The 15,214-nt window shown below is 63.0% G+C and carries 14 protein-coding genes; 4 read left to right on the forward strand and 10 right to left on the reverse strand.

Annotated elements, in window-relative coordinates:
- Positions 1–12: 12 nt before the first annotated feature.
- Together lptE and leuS are read right to left on the reverse strand one after the other, a co-directional pair.
- Positions 13–618 carry an LPS assembly lipoprotein LptE gene (lptE, locus tag V6093_RS20970; protein WP_003249751.1) on the reverse strand — a complete coding sequence of 202 codons (606 nt, stop codon included), beginning with the start codon at positions 616–618 and terminating at the stop codon, positions 13–15.
- A 61-nt stretch (positions 619–679) separates the two neighbouring features.
- Positions 680–3,286: a leucine--tRNA ligase gene (gene leuS, locus V6093_RS20975; RefSeq protein WP_004576918.1), complete on the reverse strand. Its 2,607-nt coding sequence runs from the start codon at positions 3,284–3,286 to the stop codon at positions 680–682.
- 227 nt (positions 3,287–3,513) lie between these two features.
- On the opposite strand from leuS, the gene V6093_RS20980 reads away from it, so the two are divergent.
- Both V6093_RS20980 and V6093_RS20985 read left to right on the forward strand, forming a co-directional pair.
- Positions 3,514–3,828: a hypothetical protein gene (locus V6093_RS20980; protein ID WP_003249755.1), complete on the forward strand. Its 315-nt coding sequence runs from the start codon at positions 3,514–3,516 to the stop codon at positions 3,826–3,828.
- Between the two features lie 134 nt (positions 3,829–3,962).
- Positions 3,963–4,724, forward strand: a complete 762-nt coding sequence (locus tag V6093_RS20985) for a YdcF family protein (protein ID WP_004576917.1) — start codon at positions 3,963–3,965, stop codon at positions 4,722–4,724.
- A gap of 146 nt (positions 4,725–4,870) precedes the next feature.
- On the opposite strand, the gene lnt is transcribed toward V6093_RS20985, so the two are convergent.
- From lnt to V6093_RS21005, 4 genes are read right to left on the reverse strand one after another with little or no spacing between them, the layout of a single operon-like run.
- Positions 4,871–6,388 (reverse strand): apolipoprotein N-acyltransferase, encoded by a 1,518-nt coding sequence (gene lnt / locus V6093_RS20990; protein ID WP_406669602.1) that lies wholly within the window; start codon positions 6,386–6,388, stop codon positions 4,871–4,873.
- Between the two features lie 8 nt (positions 6,389–6,396).
- Positions 6,397–7,236, reverse strand: coding sequence for an HlyC/CorC family transporter (locus V6093_RS20995; protein WP_003249762.1), 840 nt, complete (start codon positions 7,234–7,236; stop codon positions 6,397–6,399).
- A 25-nt stretch (positions 7,237–7,261) separates the two neighbouring features.
- On the reverse strand, positions 7,262–7,735 hold the full coding sequence (gene ybeY / locus V6093_RS21000; RefSeq protein WP_003249763.1) for an rRNA maturation RNase YbeY: 474 nt from the start codon (positions 7,733–7,735) through the stop codon (positions 7,262–7,264).
- Complete coding sequence (locus V6093_RS21005; protein ID WP_014592526.1) at positions 7,728–8,726, reverse strand: PhoH family protein; 999 nt, start codon at positions 8,724–8,726, stop codon at positions 7,728–7,730. The genes ybeY and V6093_RS21005 overlap by 8 nt, the downstream gene beginning before the upstream one ends.
- A 231-nt stretch (positions 8,727–8,957) precedes the next feature.
- Here V6093_RS21005 and V6093_RS21010 point away from each other — a divergent pair, with 231 nt between their 5' ends.
- Positions 8,958–9,284, forward strand: a complete 327-nt coding sequence (locus V6093_RS21010; RefSeq protein WP_003249769.1) for a DUF1820 family protein — start codon at positions 8,958–8,960, stop codon at positions 9,282–9,284.
- A gap of 3 nt (positions 9,285–9,287) precedes the next feature.
- On the opposite strand, the gene V6093_RS21015 is transcribed toward V6093_RS21010, so the two are convergent.
- The 4 genes from V6093_RS21015 to V6093_RS21030 all read right to left on the reverse strand — a co-directional run bounded on the left by V6093_RS21015 (position 9,288) and on the right by V6093_RS21030 (position 12,812).
- On the reverse strand, positions 9,288–9,833 hold the full coding sequence (locus V6093_RS21015; protein ID WP_004576914.1) for a tetratricopeptide repeat protein: 546 nt from the start codon (positions 9,831–9,833) through the stop codon (positions 9,288–9,290).
- A 244-nt stretch (positions 9,834–10,077) separates the two neighbouring features.
- Entirely contained in the window at positions 10,078–11,361 is a 1,284-nt protein-coding gene (gene hemL, locus V6093_RS21020) for a glutamate-1-semialdehyde 2,1-aminomutase (protein ID WP_003249773.1), read from the reverse strand.
- A gap of 16 nt (positions 11,362–11,377) precedes the next feature.
- On the reverse strand, positions 11,378–12,001 hold the full coding sequence (gene thiE, locus V6093_RS21025) for a thiamine phosphate synthase (protein WP_004576913.1): 624 nt from the start codon (positions 11,999–12,001) through the stop codon (positions 11,378–11,380).
- 13 nt (positions 12,002–12,014) lie between these two features.
- Positions 12,015–12,812: a hydroxymethylpyrimidine/phosphomethylpyrimidine kinase gene (locus V6093_RS21030; protein WP_010955404.1), complete on the reverse strand. Its 798-nt coding sequence runs from the start codon at positions 12,810–12,812 to the stop codon at positions 12,015–12,017.
- 265 nt (positions 12,813–13,077) lie between these two features.
- Between V6093_RS21030 and V6093_RS21035 the strand changes: the two genes are divergently transcribed.
- Positions 13,078–15,066 (forward strand): hybrid sensor histidine kinase/response regulator, encoded by a 1,989-nt coding sequence (locus V6093_RS21035; RefSeq protein ID WP_274082883.1) that lies wholly within the window; start codon positions 13,078–13,080, stop codon positions 15,064–15,066.
- Positions 15,067–15,214 lie beyond the last annotated feature (148 nt).

Consider the following 15,214-nt stretch of genomic DNA (forward strand, 5'->3'; position numbering starts at 1 on the left):
CCCCTCGCGGGCTTAGTTGCCCGGTACTTCCAGTGGCGATTGCTGAGGCGTCTCGGCTTGCTGGCGGCGGGCAGCCTCCAGCGCGGCAGCTTCGGCTTTGGCGCGCTCGTCGGCTTTACGCTGCAGCTCATCCAGCTGGGATGGGGACAGCATTTGCAAACGTACGACCATGGCGTTGATCAGGTCGCGGCGCATTTCTTCGCGGGCGCGTTTGGCTTCCTGCTCGGAGCCGGTGATGTTCGAGCCGTCACGCACGTAGACCTTGCGCACCTCCAGCTTGTCGCTCATCAGCTCCAGGTTGTTCAGGCCCAGGATGCTGTAATCCAGCTTGGTGGTCAGCTCGTACTCGGCGGTACGGTTGCCGCTGTTGTAGGTAGCCGAGCGCTCGCGCTCCTGTTCGTTGGTCAGCACCAGGCGATACGGTGCGCCGGCGTGCACGTTGACGCCGCTACGTTCCAGCACTTCACGCAGCTGGACCACGGTCGGGCCATAGGCATTGCGCGCGCTGACGTCCATTTCCTTTACGCTCAGCTCGGTGGAGCCGGTGCCGCGCAGCTGGAAACCGCAGGCGCTGAGCATGACCGCCAGGCCGATTACCAGCAAATTGCGTTTGATCATGTTGTTGCTCCCTTTTGGGCCTGTTCCGCCCACCCGCAGCCAATGCGGGTGGGCGTTTTCATCAGTTGGCGACGATGTTGACCAGCTTGCCCGGTACCACGATGACCTTGCGGATGGTCAGGCCATCGATGAAGCGCAGGACATTCTCGTTGCTGCGGGCAGCGGCTTCGACTTCTTCGCGGCTGGCAGCGGCAGGCATCTCGACCTGGCCGCGCAGCTTACCGTTGACCTGAACCACCAAGGTAATGGAGTCCTGCACCAGCGCCTGTTCGTCGACGCTTGGCCAGGCGGCATCGATCACCGAGCCTGCGTGGCCCAGGTGCTGCCACAGCGCGTGAGAGATGTGCGGAGTGATCGGCGCCAGCAGCAGGGTGACGGCTTCCAGGCCTTCCTGCAGCAGGGCGCGATCCTGTTCGGTGGCTTGCGGGGCCTTTTCCAGCACGTTCATCACGGTCATCACCTGGGCGATGGCGGTATTGAACTTGTGGAACTGGCCCACGTCGGTGCTGGCTTGCTTGATGGCCGCGTGAATGGCGCGGCGGATGACCTTTTGCGCGTCGTCCAGGGCGGCAACATCCAGCTTGCCTGGCAGGCCCTGGCTGACGTGAGCCTGAGCCAGACGCCAGACACGGCGCAGGAAGCGGCTGGCACCTTCGACGCCGGAGTCGGACCATTCCAGGCTCATGTCGGGCGGCGAGGCGAACATCATGAACAGGCGGCAGGTGTCGGCACCGTAGGCTTCGATCATGGACTGTGGGTCGACGCCGTTGTTTTTCGACTTCGACATCTTCTCGGTGCCACCGATTTCCACCGGCAGGCCGTCGGTCTTCAGGCGGGCGCCAATGATCTTGGCTTTGGCATCACGCTCGATTTCGACATCGGCCGGGTTGAACCAGTCCTTGCCGCCGTTGCTGGCAACGCGGTAGTAGGTCTCGGCGACCACCATGCCCTGGGTCAGCAGGTTCTTGAATGGCTCGTTCGAGGTGACCAGGCCTTCGTCACGCATCAGCTTGTGGAAGAAGCGCGCGTACAGCAGGTGCAGGATCGCGTGTTCGATACCACCGATGTACTGATCTACCGGCAGCCAGTGGTTGGCGGCTTTGGGGTCGACCAGGCCTTTGTCGTAGTTTGGCGAGGCGTAGCGGGCGAAGTACCAGGACGACTCGACGAAGGTGTCCATGGTGTCGGTTTCGCGCTTGGCCGCAGCACCGCATTTCGGGCAGCTGCATTCGTAGAATTCAGGCATGCGCGCCAGTGGCGAACCGGCGCCGTCCGGCACCACGTTCTCCGGCAGGGTGACCGGCAGCTGGTCTTCCGGCACCGGGACGTCGCCGCAGGACGGGCAGTGGATGATCGGGATCGGGCAGCCCCAGTAGCGCTGGCGGCTGATACCCCAGTCGCGCAAGCGGAACTGGGTACGCGATTTGCCCAGTTCCTTGCGGATCAGGGCCGCTTCGATGGCGTCGAAGGCGCCAGCAAAGTCCAGGCCGTCGAACTCGGCGGAGTTGATCAGCTGGCCGTGCTCGCCATAGGCGGCCTGCCACTCGCTGCCGACTTCATCGCCAGCGCTGGTGCGCACCACGGCCTTGACCGGCAGGTTGTACTTGTGGGCGAACTCGAAGTCGCGCTCGTCGTGGGCCGGCACGGCCATGACCGCGCCATCACCGTAGTGCATCAGCACGTAGTTGGCGACCCATACTGGCAGCTTCTCGCCAGTCAGCGGGTGCTCGACCAGCAGGGAAGTGGCCATGCCTTTCTTCTCCTGGGTGGCCATGTCGGCTTCGGCAACGCTGCCGCTCTTGCACTCATCGATGAACGCCTGCAGCGCCGGGTTGCCCTGCGCAGCCTGGGTGGCCAGCGGGTGCTCGGCGGCGACGGCGACGTAGGTGGCGCCCATCAGCGTGTCCGGACGGGTAGTGAAGACCTTGAGGGTGCCTTCGTGGCCGATGCTGGCCTGGTCGTACGGGAACTGGACTTCCATGCCGCGCGATTTGCCAATCCAGTTGCGCTGCATGGTCTTGACCTGCTCAGGCCAGCCCGGCAGCTCGTCGAGGCTCTCCAGCAGCTCGTCGGCGTAATCGGTGATGCGGAAGTAGTACATCGGGATTTCGCGCTTTTCGATCAGCGCGCCCGAACGCCAGCCACGGCCGTCGATGACTTGTTCGTTGGCCAGTACGGTCTGGTCCGCCGGGTCCCAGTTCACGGTACCGTTCTTGCGGTAGATGATGCCTTTTTCGAACAGGCGGGTGAACAGCCACTGCTCCCAACGGTAGTAGTCGGGTTTGCAGGTGGTGACTTCACGTGCCCAGTCGATGGCCAGGCCCAGGCTCTTGAGCTGGGTCTTCATGTAGTCGATGTTTTCGTACGTCCACTTGGCCGGGGCGACGTTGTTTTTCATCGCCGCGTTTTCCGCGGGCATGCCGAAAGCGTCCCAGCCCATCGGTTGCAGGACGTTCTTGCCCAGCATGCGCTGGTAGCGGGCAATCACGTCACCGATGGTGTAGTTGCGCACGTGGCCCATGTGTAGCTTGCCGCTCGGGTACGGGAACATCGATAGGCAATAGTAGGTGTCTTTGCCTGGCTGTTCGGTAACAGCGAACGATTGTTGCTCGTCCCAGAACTTCTGGGCGGCGGCTTCGATATCACGGGGCGTGTATTGTTCGTGCATGGCTACTTTTGGCTGAGAGAGAAGAGACCTTGTTCCAGGCAGCGGAACCTCGCTGCGTCCGGCACTCCGGTGTCGTTTAGAGTGAACGCCGTAGCATACAGCAGCGCCGCGCATCGTGGGAAACCTTCGTTGCGAATGGCCGCTGGTCGCGGCGCACGGCTGCTTTTTGCAGCGACGCTAAGCTCAGGTGTGGGGGGAGATATTCTTACCTTCAATGAGGTGAACGGATGGGAGAGACGCAGCTACCCGCAATCAGACCGGAGCTTTACGAGCGCCTGATCGACCGGCTTGGCCTGGCACTGGAAACGGCCAGGACCTCGGTGCGATTGCGCGACGAGATGCCAGCTGAGCTTGAGTTGCGTGGCTTGAGCCACGCAGAGTTCGAAGTGATCAAGGCCTACCTGGATTCCCTCCCGGAGCGCCACAATGCCGCTGTCGGCAGTTACCCACAAGCGGAGCCGACATCGGCCAAGATCATCTGGCTCAAGGACAAGAAACGCCCCGCCAGTACGGCGAGATCCAGGACGCTGCCACATCGCTAGCCGTTCAGGACGCCAGGCGCAGGCTATCGCGCGCCGGTTCTTCACTATCACACAACTCAAGATCGACGCCGGTACACACTTGTTGACCGGCGTCGATCCTTCTAGGCTGCACGCCTGCCAAGGAGGTGTGGCCGATGCCGATCCGATTCTTCATCAAACAATGGCTGATGCCGCCGGGCGTGCTGTTCTTGCTGCTGCTTGCGGCATGGTGGCTGCGTACGCGGCGGCCACGGTTGGCGGCGCTTTGCTTTAGCGTAGGGCTGGGTGGCCTGTGGTTGATGAGCCTGCCGCTGGTGGTGCAGGAAACCGCCCGTGTGCTGGAAAGTGAGCCGCCGCTGGCCGTGAGCGACTGGGCCGGCCTGGCGAGCCGGGCGGATGCCATTGTGGTGCTGGGCGCCGGGCGCGAGCGCGGGGACCCGGCCTGGGGTGGCAGTGACCAGCCCACGGCCACGGCACTGGAACGTATGCGCTTTGCCGCGCGGCTGGCCAAGGCCTCGGGCCTGCCAGTGTTGACCAGTGGTGGGTTGCATTACGGCACGCCGCCCAGCGAGGCGAGGCTGATGGCGGAACGCTTGCATGAAGATTTCGCGGTCGAGGTGAAATGGCGCGAAGAGGCCAGCCGCACGACCTGGGAAAATGCTCAGCTCACGGCCAAAGTGCTGCAGCCTCTGGGATTTCGCCGGGTGGTGCTGGTGACCCAGGCCTGGCATATGCAGCGTTCCCGCTGGAGTTTTGAAAAGGCGGGTTTTGAGGTGGTGCCGGCGCCGGTGGGGTTCCTTGGGCGCGATCATGCGCGGCCGTTTGGCGGTCTGCTGCCAGAGAGCCGGGCGATGTGGCAGAGCGGGCAGTTGTTCAATGAAGTGGTGGGGTTGGTGGGGTATCGGGTGTTCTACTGATTCACCGGCTTACATAATCCCCTGTAGGAGCGGGCTTGCCCGCGAAAGGGCCTGCCCTGCCGGCCAATCTCCACCCGCCGTTCACCGTTGCCGCGACTACCGTATTCGCGGGTAAACCCGCTCCTACAGTGGCCGCGTATCGCCAATCAGACGGTTTTTGCAATACGCCCTGCCAGCAACGCCCAGCCCAGCAGCAACGCACAGACAATTGCCAGCGGCCATGAGCGCCATTGCAGGTAAGGCGTCAGCTGCTGCATCGGCACCACCTCGCCATACAGCACGGCCTGCTGGAACTGCGGAACCTGCGTGGTAATGCGGCCAAACGGGTCGATCAGCGCGGTCACGCCGTTGTTGGTGGCGCGGATCATCCAGCGGCCGGCTTCCAGCGCGCGCATCTGCGCCATCTGCAGGTGCTGCAAGGGGCCGATCGATTTGCCGAACCAGGTGTCATTGCTGATGGTCAGCAGCAGGTCGCTACGCGCAGCCAGGCCGGCGGCGAACTCGGGGTAGACCACCTCGTAGCAGATGTAAGGCGCAATCTGGTAGCCCTTGGCCTGCAGCAGCGGCTGATCTTCGGGGCCGCGGGCGAAGTCCGACATGGGCAGGTTGAAGAACTCGATGGCCCCACGCAGCACGTCTTGCAGCGGCACATACTCGCCAAATGGCACCAGCTTCTGCTTGAGGTAGGTGCCATCGCCTTCACCAGTGACGGTGATGCCGTTGTAGTAGCGGCGCTGGTGGTGCACTTCTTCACGCACCGGTACGCCCGTGATCAGTGCCGAATGGCGCTCGGCAGCGAAGCGGCCCATCACGTCGATGTAGCCCTGGGCCTGGTCCTTGAGCACCGGAACGGCGGTTTCCGGCCACACCAGCAGGTCCACCGGCCTGGAACTGAAGCTCAGGTCGCGGTATAGCGCCAGTTGCGCGTCGATGTGCGCGGGGTCCCATTTCAGGTCCTGCTCGACGTTGCCCTGGATCGCTGCCACTTTCAGCGGCTCGCCTGCCGGAATGGTCCAGGCATGGCCCTTGAGCGCCAGGCCCAGCCCCCAGGGGGCCAGCAACAGCACACTGGCCACGGCCAGGAACGAGGGGCGGGTGCGCAGGCGGTGCAGGTTGCACAGCAGGGCGGCGGTGAGGGCGAGGGTGAAGGAAATCAGCCAGACGCCGCCCAGCGGCGCAAGGCCGGTCAACGGGCCGTCCAGTTGGCTATAGCCGGCGTAGAGCCAGGGGAAGCCGGTCAGGAACCAGCCGCGGAAGGCCTCTTGCAGTAACCAGAGGGCGGCGAAGCACAAGGCGTCGGCCAGTGGTGCTTCGTTGCGGCGTAGCCAGCGCGCCCATAGCCAGGTGGGCAGGGCGAAGAACCAGGCCAGTGCGGCGAAGAACGCCAGCAGCAACACGATTGCCAGCAGCGGCGAGGCGCCGCCGTAGGTGTTCATGCTGACATAGATCCACCAGGTGCCGGCGCCATACAGGCCAAACCCAAACCACCAGCCACGCCACATGGCCTGACGCGGGCTGAGCTCGCGCAGGCCAAGGTAGAGCACCGCGATGGACAACACCGCCAACGGCCAGATGTCGAACGGCGCCAGGGCCAGGAGGGTGGAAGCACCGGCCGCCAGGGCCAGCAGGTTACCGGGCCAGCCGGGGCGGGTGATCCAACGCATGTTTATCCTTAACGGGTGATCGGGGTCAGGCGCAGCAAGTGTATCCGCCGGCTGTCGGCGTTGAGAATACGGAACTTGTAAGACCCGATCTCAGTGGTTTCGTTGCGCTTGGGCAGGTGGCCAAAGGCGCTCATCACCAGGCCGCCGACCGTGTCGAACTCGTCATCGGAGAACTCGCTGTCGAAGAACTCGTTGAAGTTCTCGATCGGGGTAAGCGCTTTGACCAGGAAATCACCGCTGGGCAGTGGTTTGATGTAGCTGTCTTCCTCGACGTCGTGCTCGTCTTCGATATCGCCGACGATCTGTTCCAGCACGTCCTCGATGGTGACCAGGCCCGCCACGCCGCCATATTCGTCGATGACGATGGCCATGTGGTTGTGGTTGGCGCGGAATTCACGCAGCAACACGTTCAGGCGCTTGGACTCGGGTACGAAGGTGGCCGGGCGCAGCAGGTCCTTGATGTTGAAGCTGTCGCCGTTCTCCTTGAGGATCAACGGCAGCAAGTCTTTGGCGAGCAGGATCCCGAGCACATCGTCATGGCTTTCGCCGATTACCGGGTAGCGCGAGTGCGCGGCATCGATCACCGCCGGCAGGAACTCGCGAGGCGACTGGCCGGCCTTGATGCTGTTCATCTGCGAGCGCGGCACCATGATGTCGCGAACCTGCAGGTCGGCGACCTGAATGGCGCCTTCGACGATGGTCAGCGCTTCGCTGTCCAGCAATTTGTTCTGATGGGCTTCGCGCAGCAGCTCAAGCAGCTCCTGGCGGTTTTTCGGCTCATGGGCAAAAGCCTGGGTCAGTTTACCCAGCCAGGACTTCTGCCCGTTGCTCGATCGATCTTCGCTCATGGCGGTTCTCGTGATCCTTCGTGTATCAGTGTGTGATTGAGTCGGTTTCATCATCGGCATACGGGTCAGGGTGACCCAGTTCTGCCAGCAATTCCCGTTCCAGGCTTTCCATTTCCTCGGCCTCCTCATCTTCGATGTGGTCATAGCCGAGCAAGTGCAGGCAACCGTGGATGACCAGGTGCGCCCAGTGCGCTTCCAGCGATTTGCCTTGTTCGGCCGCTTCGCGCTCGACCACCGCTACACAGATCACCAGGTCGCCCAGCAGCGGGATATCGAGCAGCTCATCGGGCACATCGGCCGGGAACGACAACACATTGGTCGCGTAGTCCTTGTGCCGGTAGGTGTGGTTCAGCTCCCGCCCTTCGGCTTCGTCGACCAGGCGAATGGTCATTTCCGAGTCGGCGCTGCGCTGGCGCAACGCCAATTCGCACCAGCGGCGCAAGGCGGCGTCTTCTGGAGTGGCAGCATCCGTGGCTCGTTGGATATCAAGTTCAAGCATCTTTGCCGGGCGCCTCGGGCTTGGGCTGGCGGGCTTCGAAGCGGTCGTAGGCTTCGACGATACGCTGAACCAGTGGGTGACGAACCACATCCTTGGGTTGGAAATGGGTAAAGCTGATCCCCGGAACGTCCTTCAGCACCTCGATGACGTGCGCCAGGCCCGACTTGGTGCCACGGGGCAGGTCGACCTGGGTGATGTCACCGGTGATCACCGCGGTAGAGCCGAAACCGATGCGGGTCAGGAACATCTTCATCTGCTCGAGCGTGGTGTTCTGGCTTTCGTCGAGGATGATGAAGCTGTTGTTCAGGGTGCGGCCACGCATGTAGGCCAGAGGGGCGATTTCGATCACCTGGCGTTCGATCAGCTTGGCCACGTGTTCGAAGCCGAGCATTTCGTACAGGGCGTCGTACAGCGGGCGCAGGTACGGGTCGATTTTCTGTGCCAGGTCGCCAGGCAGGAAACCGAGCTTTTCACCCGCCTCGACCGCCGGGCGCACCAGCAGGATGCGGCGCACCTGTTCGCGTTCCAGCGCGTCCACGGCGCAGGCTACGGCCAGGTAGGTCTTGCCGGTACCGGCCGGGCCGATGCCGAAATTGATGTCGTTGGCCAGGATTTCCTTGACGTAGCGCTGCTGGTTGAGCCCGCGCGGGCGGATGTTGCCCTTGCGCGTGCGCAGCGACACGCTGACCTCGTTGACGGCCGGGTTGTCGATGTTTTCGACAGCCGACTCCTGCAGGTACAGGTGCACGGTTTCCGGTGACAGGTCGGTGGCCTTGGTCTCGCGATAGAGACGGCGCAGCAGCTGTTCGGCAGCGGAGGTGGTCCTGGGTTCGCCGATCAGTTCGAACTGATTGCCGCGGTTGCGGATCTCGATGGCCAGGCGCTGTTCGATCAGGCGCAGGTGCTCGTCGAACTGGCCGCACAAGTTGGCGAAACGGTGGGCCTCGAAGGGTTCGAGGATGAAACGATGGGGTTCTATGGGTGCGTTCAAGGTCGTTTTTAGCCGCTCGACGGCGATGGAGTTGAACTCAAGAATAACCCTTGAATGGCAGTGGCGAAAGCACTGAAACGTTCAACGGTATGTACGGGCTGTTCTGGCTTCCCCCTGGCCAACCCGCTCCTGCAAGGCCGGTGGGGATCCTGTGGGCGCGGGTTCACCCGTGAACAGGCCAGAACAGGTATCATGCCCACCTTTTCTTACGCATGTGTTATCTGGCCGAACATGAGCAAACGCGAACCCGCCATCTATAAAGTGATCTTCCTGAACCAGGGTCAGGTCTTCGAGATGTACGCCAAGCAGATCTACCAGAGTGACCTGTGGGGTTTTCTGGAAATCGAGGAGTTCGTGTTCGGAGAGCGCTCGCAACTGGTCGTGGACCCGAGTGAGGAGAAGCTCAAGAGCCAGTTCGACGGAGTGGTCCGCAGTTTCGTGCCGATGCACTCGATTGTGCGCATCGATGAGGTGGAGCGCCTGGGCACGGCGAAGATCAGCGAGGCCAAGGGCGGCGGCAATGTGATGCCGTTCCCGATGCCAATGCCGGAAAAGTGACCTTCAGGGAAGCGGCGAGAACGGCGTGCGCCCTTCGGCGTTCTGCAGTTCGAGCAGGTACTTGCGGAAAATCTGGCCGAGCACCTGGGTGGCATGCTCCAGTTCGTCACGGGGCATTTGCTCGGTCACTTCGTCGGCCATGTCCAGCGCATCTTCGGCGCCATTGACCGCAGCCATTTTCAGCAGGATGTAGGCCTGCACGTTGTTGGCCTTGACCCCTTCGCCATGGAAGAACATGGCACCCAGACGGTATTGGGCGTCGGCTTGGCCTTGCAGCGATGCCTTCTGGAACCAGTCCAGGGCTTTGCCCAGGTTTTTTGGCGTTTGCGTGTAGTAATACTCGCCCAGTTCGAATTGCGCCTGGGCATCCCCCGCAGTCGCCGTCTGCTCGCAGGCCTTGAGGGCGTTTGCCAGGTCTTCAGGCTGAACGTTCAAGGTGCAGCGGCCCGTCGCCGGAATCAGCAACGAGTTACCGCCCTCCGCCAGGGCCAGCAGGGGCTGAAGAAGCAACAGGCAGCCCAGGGTCAGGGCGCGGCCGGTGCGGTTCATGGGGATCGACTTACCTCTGCAAAGCTGCGGCCAATGTCTCTGGTGGCACATTATGGGATAAGCAGCGCCAACCTTACAAAGTTTTACTCGAATTTCTGCTTGGTTGGGGAAGTCAGCTGATTGTGCGTGCGTATTTATTGCCTGTGCCGGCCTCTTCGCGGGTGAACCCGCGCCTACAAGGGGGGGTCGCTTTCATGAGTGTAGGCGTGGGGTTGCTCACGAAGAGGCCGGTACAGGCTGGCCATCACTTCAGGGCAGCAAAGGCTTTCTCAGCCGCATCCAGGGTGATCTGCAGCTCTTTGTCGCCATGGGCGATGGAGGTGAAGCCCGCCTCGAATGCGCTCGGTGCCAGGTATACACCACCGTCGAGCATCAGGTGGAAGAAGCGCTTGAAGCGCTCGGCATCGCTGGCCATCACGTCTTCGAAGGTGACGATATCGTCGGCGCCGCTGAAGTACAGGCCGAACATGGCACCGGCCTGGGTGGTGACGAATGGCACGCCAGCGGCATCGGCGCGTTGCTGCAGGCCGTCAAGCATGCGGCTGGTGTAGTCGGTCAGCTCGGCGTGGAAGCCTGGGCGGCTGATCAGCTTGAGGGTGGTCAGGCCGGCGGCCATGGCCAGCGGATTGCCTGACAGGGTGCCGGCCTGGTAGACCGGGCCGAGCGGGGCGATGCAGCCCATGATTTCACGCTTGCCGCCGAAACAGCCTACCGGCATGCCGCCACCGACGATCTTGCCGAAGGTCGACAGGTCCGGCTTAATGCCGTAATGGCCCTGGGCGCCGCCGAGCGAGACGCGGAAACCGGTCATCACTTCGTCGAAGATCAGCACCACGCCATGCTTGTCGCATTGCTCGCGCAGGCCCTCGAGGAAGCCCGGTGCCGGTGGTACGCAGTTCATGTTGCCGGCCACCGGCTCCACGATGATGCAGGCCACGGTCTGGCCAACTTCGGCCAGGGTCTTCTCGACGGCGGCGATGTCGTTGAACGGCAGGGTCAGGGTGTGCTTGGCGAAGTCCGCTGGCACGCCTGCCGAGCTTGGCACGCCTTGGGTCAGCAAGCCCGAGCCGGCTTTTACCAGCAGGCTGTCGGAGTGGCCATGGTAGCAGCCCTCGAACTTGATGATGGCGTCACGGCCAGTGTAGCCACGGGCCAGACGGATGGCACTCATGGTGGCTTCAGTGCCCGAGCTGACCATGCGCACCATTTCCATCGACGGTACGATCGAGCAGACCAGGTCGGCCATCTCGGTTTCCATGGCGGTCGGCGCGCCGTAGGACAGGCCGTGCTCCAGCTGCTTGCGTACCGAGTCCAGCACGTCCGGGTGGCCGTGGCCGAGGATCATCGGGCCCCAGGAGCCGACGTAGTCGACGTAGCGTTTGTCGTCCTCGTCAACGACATAGGCGCCTTCGGCATGCTTGAAGAACAGCGGCGTGCCGCCAACGCTCTTGAAAGCGCGGACTGGCGAGTTGACGCCGCCAGGGATGTGCTTCTGGGCTTGGGCGAACAGGGCTTCGGAACGGGACATGGAAGTATCTCTCGAATCAGGATGCGAACAAGGCGTTGAAGGCGCGGGCGCGGCGGGTGACTTCCTGCGCGCTGTCGGCACCGAACAAGCCGTGGATCACCGCCAGCAGGTCGGCGCCGTGGGCGACCAACGGGGCGGCGTTGTCGAGGGTGATGCCGCCGATCACGGCGATCGGCAGTTTCACCTGGGCGCGGGCCTGCTCAAGCAGGCCGACGTTGGCAGCGGGCGCGCCCGGCTTGGTGACAGAATTGAAGAAGCGGCCAAAGGCCACGTAGCTGGCGCCTTCGCTGGCAGCCTGGGCGGCCAGTTCGAGGCTGGCGTGGCAGGTGGAGCCGATGATTGCCTGACGGCCGAGCAGTGCGCGGGCCGGGGTCAGCGGGCCGTCGGTCTGGCCCAGGTGCACGCCGACACCCAGGCGGGCGGCCAGTTCGGCGTCATCGTTGATCAGCAACTGGGTGCCGTAACGCTCGCAGAGCTTCATCAGCCCTTCGGCTTCACGCAGGCGGCGCGCTGCATCGTCGCTCTTGTCGCGGTACTGCAGCAGGCACACGCCGCCTTCCAGGGCCGCCTCGACATGGGACAGGAAACGGCCGGCGAGCAGCTGGCTGTCGGTGATGGCGTACAGACCGCGTAGCTTCATTGAAGGCCTCGTATCAGGAGCAGAAGTCCAGGGGCAGGCGGCGCGGCACGTATTGGCCCTTGCCCAGTTGCTCGGCGTCACGCAGGGTGCGCCAGGTGTAGTCCAGGGCGGTGCGCACGGCGCTTTCCAGCTGCTCGCCGAGCGCCAGGCGGCCGGCCAGGGCGCTGGCCAGGGTGCAGCCCGAGCCGTGGTAGCTGCCTGGCAGGCGCTGGCAAGTCCAGGTGAAGTGCTGGCCGTCCTGGGTGTACAGGCGGTTGTGGATTTCGTCTTCGTCGCCGTGACCGCCGGTAATCAGCAGGTGTCTACAGAACGGCAACAGTTTCTCGGCACATTCGTCCGCGGTGCCTTCGGGCAGTTCGGCGAGGATGCGTGCTTCGGGCAGGTTCGGCGTGGCGATGGTCGCCAGCGGCAGCAGGCGTTCGCGCAGGGCATAGCCCACTTCGTCCTTGCCCAGGCGGCCACCGCCACCGGCACGCAGCACCGGGTCGCAGACCAGCGGCAGGTGGGGGTGGGCGGCCAGCAGTTCGGCGACGGTGTCGACCATCTCGATCGAGCCGAGCATGCCCAACTTGACGGCGGCCACCGTGGAGTCGGCCAGCACGGCGTTGGCCTGGGCCAGCACCCACTCGCGGTCGAGCACGCGGAAGTCGGAAACGTTGACGGTATCCTGCACGGTCAGGGCGGTCACTGCAGGTGCAGCGTGGCAGCCTTGGGCGATCAGGGCTTCGATATCTGCCTGCAAGCCGGCGCCGCCACTGGGGTCGTGGCCGGAGAGACAGAGGACAACGGGGCGGGAGCTGTAGGTATTCATGGTCGGCGAGCTTACCACCAAACCTGTTTGGGCGGATCGTCCGACAAACGAGTTTTACTGATCGATCGGTCAGGTTGTCGTTTGTTTTTCTATTGAAAGCATTGATTTAGAGCCTTTTCTTTGTGTTTTTATGTGGCCGATTGCCAGGTTGTGAGGCTATGCTAGAGTGCTCGGATAACTCGACAAACGGGTGCTGCAGGATCACGTCGTCTCAAACGGATGGGAGGCTACCGCGACGCGACCGGGCAGGCCATGCTGGGGCTGTATGCGCTATTTGCTGATTGTGCTTATGGGTTTGCTGCCCGTGCTGGCCGGAGCGGTCGATTTCGACGACGCTACCCGGCATCTCCCACTGGGCAAGGCCATGCAGGTTTATGAAGACCCCGATGGCAATGCCAGCATCGCTCAGGTCAGTGCCCCCGGGTTTGCCAAATACTTTCAGCCCCACCATGAGGATGTGCTGAACGCCGGTTACTCCACCTCGGTGTTCTGGCTCAAGGTCGAGCTGCGCCCCGTTGCCGCGCCCAGCGCTGCCCCGCGGCAATGGCTGCTGGAGCTGGCCTATCCGCCACTGGATCACCTCGAACTGTATTTGCCTGACAGCAGCGGCTTGTACCGCCTGGCGCAGCGCACGGGCGATGCCTTGCCCTACGACAGCCGGCAGATCCGGCAGAACAACTACTTGTTCGAACTGCAACTGCCACCTGGCAAGGTGACCACTGCGTACCTGCGGCTGCAAAGCCAGGGTTCGGTGCAAGCGCCGCTGGCGCTGTGGTCCCCTGAAGCCTATCTGGAAGAGCAGCCCACGCGCCTGTATGTGCTGGGGATGATCTACGGCGTTTTACTGGTGATGCTGGTGTACAACCTGTTCATCTACCTCAGCGTGCGTGACGTCAGCTACCTCTATTACATCCTTTACATCGCTTCGTTCGGCCTTTACCAGGTCTCGGTGAACGGCGCCGGTGTAGCTTATTTCTGGCCAGACAGCCCTTGGTGGGCGAATGCCTCCACGCCATTGTTCATCGGTGCTGCCGGCCTGTTCGGTTGCCAGTTCGCCCGCCACTTCCTGCAATTGGGCAGCATCAACCGTGGTTTCGATCGCCTGTTGCAACTGCTGATGCTGGGTGGCGCGCTGGTCATGGTACTGGCGGTGAGCATGCCCTACGGCATTGCGCTGCGCATGGCCACGCTGCTGGCGCTGCTGTTCACCATAAGCGTCTTCAGCGCCGGCCTGTATGCCTGGTGGCGCGGCTTGCGAGTGGCGCGCTGGTTCATCATCGCCTGGACGGCGTTCCTGCTTGGCGGCCTGGTCAACACCTTGATGGTGCTGGGCTACCTGCCGAACGTGTTCATCACCATGTATGCCAGCCAGCTGGGTTCGGCCTTGGAAGTGGCTTTGCTGTCGCTGGCGTTGGCCGACCGCATCAACAGCCTGCGCGAGCAGCAGGCGCAGACCTTGCGCGACACTGGGCGTACGCTGGAGCAACTGAACCTGCAACTGGCCAGGAGCAATCGCCTGAAGGACGAGTTCCTCGCCAGCGTGACTCATGAGCTGCGTACCCCGATGAACGGAGTGATTGGCTCGCTCGAGCTGATGCACACCCTGCCGATGGATACCGAAATGGCTCAGTACCATCACACGGCAGTGGGGTCTGCCCAAGGCATGATGGATATGGTCAATGCCATTCTTACCCTGTCCGAACTGCAGGCCGGCCGCCTGCGGGCGCAGCCGGCACCGTTCAGCCTGCGCGCCCTGTTGCAGGGCTTGCGCGCCGGTTATGCCGGGCAGGCGCTGGGCAAAGGCTTGTACCTGAGCCTGGATATTCCGGCCGACCTGCCGGACGGGTTGCTCGGTGACGGGCAGAAGCTGGCGCACTGCCTGGGTTGCCTGGTGGACAACGGTTTGAAGTTCACCCATCAGGGCGGTGTGATGATCCAAGTGCGCGGCCGCCGGGTGGGGCCGGATGATCTGGCGTTGACCTTTACCGTCAGCGACAGCGGTATCGGTTTCGATGATCTGGAGCAGTCGACCCTGTACCAGCGGTTCTTCCAGGTCGACGGTTCGATGACCCGGCGGTATGGCGGTTTGGGGATTGGGTTGTCGATTTGCCGGCAGATGGGAGAGTTGCTGGGGGCCAGATTGGCGCATGAGTCGACGCGCGGGTTGGGCAGCCGCTTCGAGTTGAGTTTGAATGTAGCGATTTCGCAGGTGCAGATGAGCCCGAACCTGCTGCAGGTGAGGCGCTCGCTGTAGGAGCGGGTTCACCCGCGAAAGGGCCGGGTCTGCTGGCCGATATCCAGCCGCCGTTCACCGTTGCCGCCGCCACCGTATTCGCGGGTAAACCCGCTCCTACGCGCGCGCGCACGCCTGCAACCACACGTTTAGTCATTAATACCCCTTT

The sequence above is a fragment of the Pseudomonas putida group bacterium ESBL64 genome (assembly GCF_045277175.1).
In the GTDB taxonomy this organism is placed as follows: Bacteria; Pseudomonadota; Gammaproteobacteria; order Pseudomonadales; family Pseudomonadaceae; genus Aquipseudomonas; species Aquipseudomonas alloputida.

Bases quoted from the DNA above. Each gene is read 5' to 3' on its own strand.
- lnt (WP_406669602.1), bottom strand. From the start codon at position 6,388: ATGCGTTGGATCACCCGCCCCGGCTGGCCCGGTAACCTGCTGGCCCTG.
- leuS (WP_004576918.1), bottom strand. From the start codon at position 3,286: ATGCACGAACAATACACGCCCCGTGATATCGAAGCCGCCGCCCAGAAG.
- V6093_RS21015 (WP_004576914.1), bottom strand. From the start codon at position 9,833: ATGAACCGCACCGGCCGCGCCCTGACCCTGGGCTGCCTGTTGCTTCTT.
- V6093_RS21010 (WP_003249769.1), top strand. From the start codon at position 8,958: ATGAGCAAACGCGAACCCGCCATCTATAAAGTGATCTTCCTGAACCAG.
- hemL (WP_003249773.1), bottom strand. From the start codon at position 11,361: ATGTCCCGTTCCGAAGCCCTGTTCGCCCAAGCCCAGAAGCACATCCCT.
- V6093_RS21030 (WP_010955404.1), bottom strand. From the start codon at position 12,812: ATGAATACCTACAGCTCCCGCCCCGTTGTCCTCTGTCTCTCCGGCCAC.
- ybeY (WP_003249763.1), bottom strand. From the start codon at position 7,735: ATGCTTGAACTTGATATCCAACGAGCCACGGATGCTGCCACTCCAGAA.
- V6093_RS20980 (WP_003249755.1), top strand. From the start codon at position 3,514: ATGGGAGAGACGCAGCTACCCGCAATCAGACCGGAGCTTTACGAGCGC.
- V6093_RS20995 (WP_003249762.1), bottom strand. From the start codon at position 7,236: ATGAGCGAAGATCGATCGAGCAACGGGCAGAAGTCCTGGCTGGGTAAA.
- lptE (WP_003249751.1), bottom strand. From the start codon at position 618: ATGATCAAACGCAATTTGCTGGTAATCGGCCTGGCGGTCATGCTCAGC.
- V6093_RS20985 (WP_004576917.1), top strand. From the start codon at position 3,963: ATGCCGATCCGATTCTTCATCAAACAATGGCTGATGCCGCCGGGCGTG.
- thiE (WP_004576913.1), bottom strand. From the start codon at position 12,001: ATGAAGCTACGCGGTCTGTACGCCATCACCGACAGCCAGCTGCTCGCC.
- V6093_RS21035 (WP_274082883.1), top strand. From the start codon at position 13,078: ATGCGCTATTTGCTGATTGTGCTTATGGGTTTGCTGCCCGTGCTGGCC.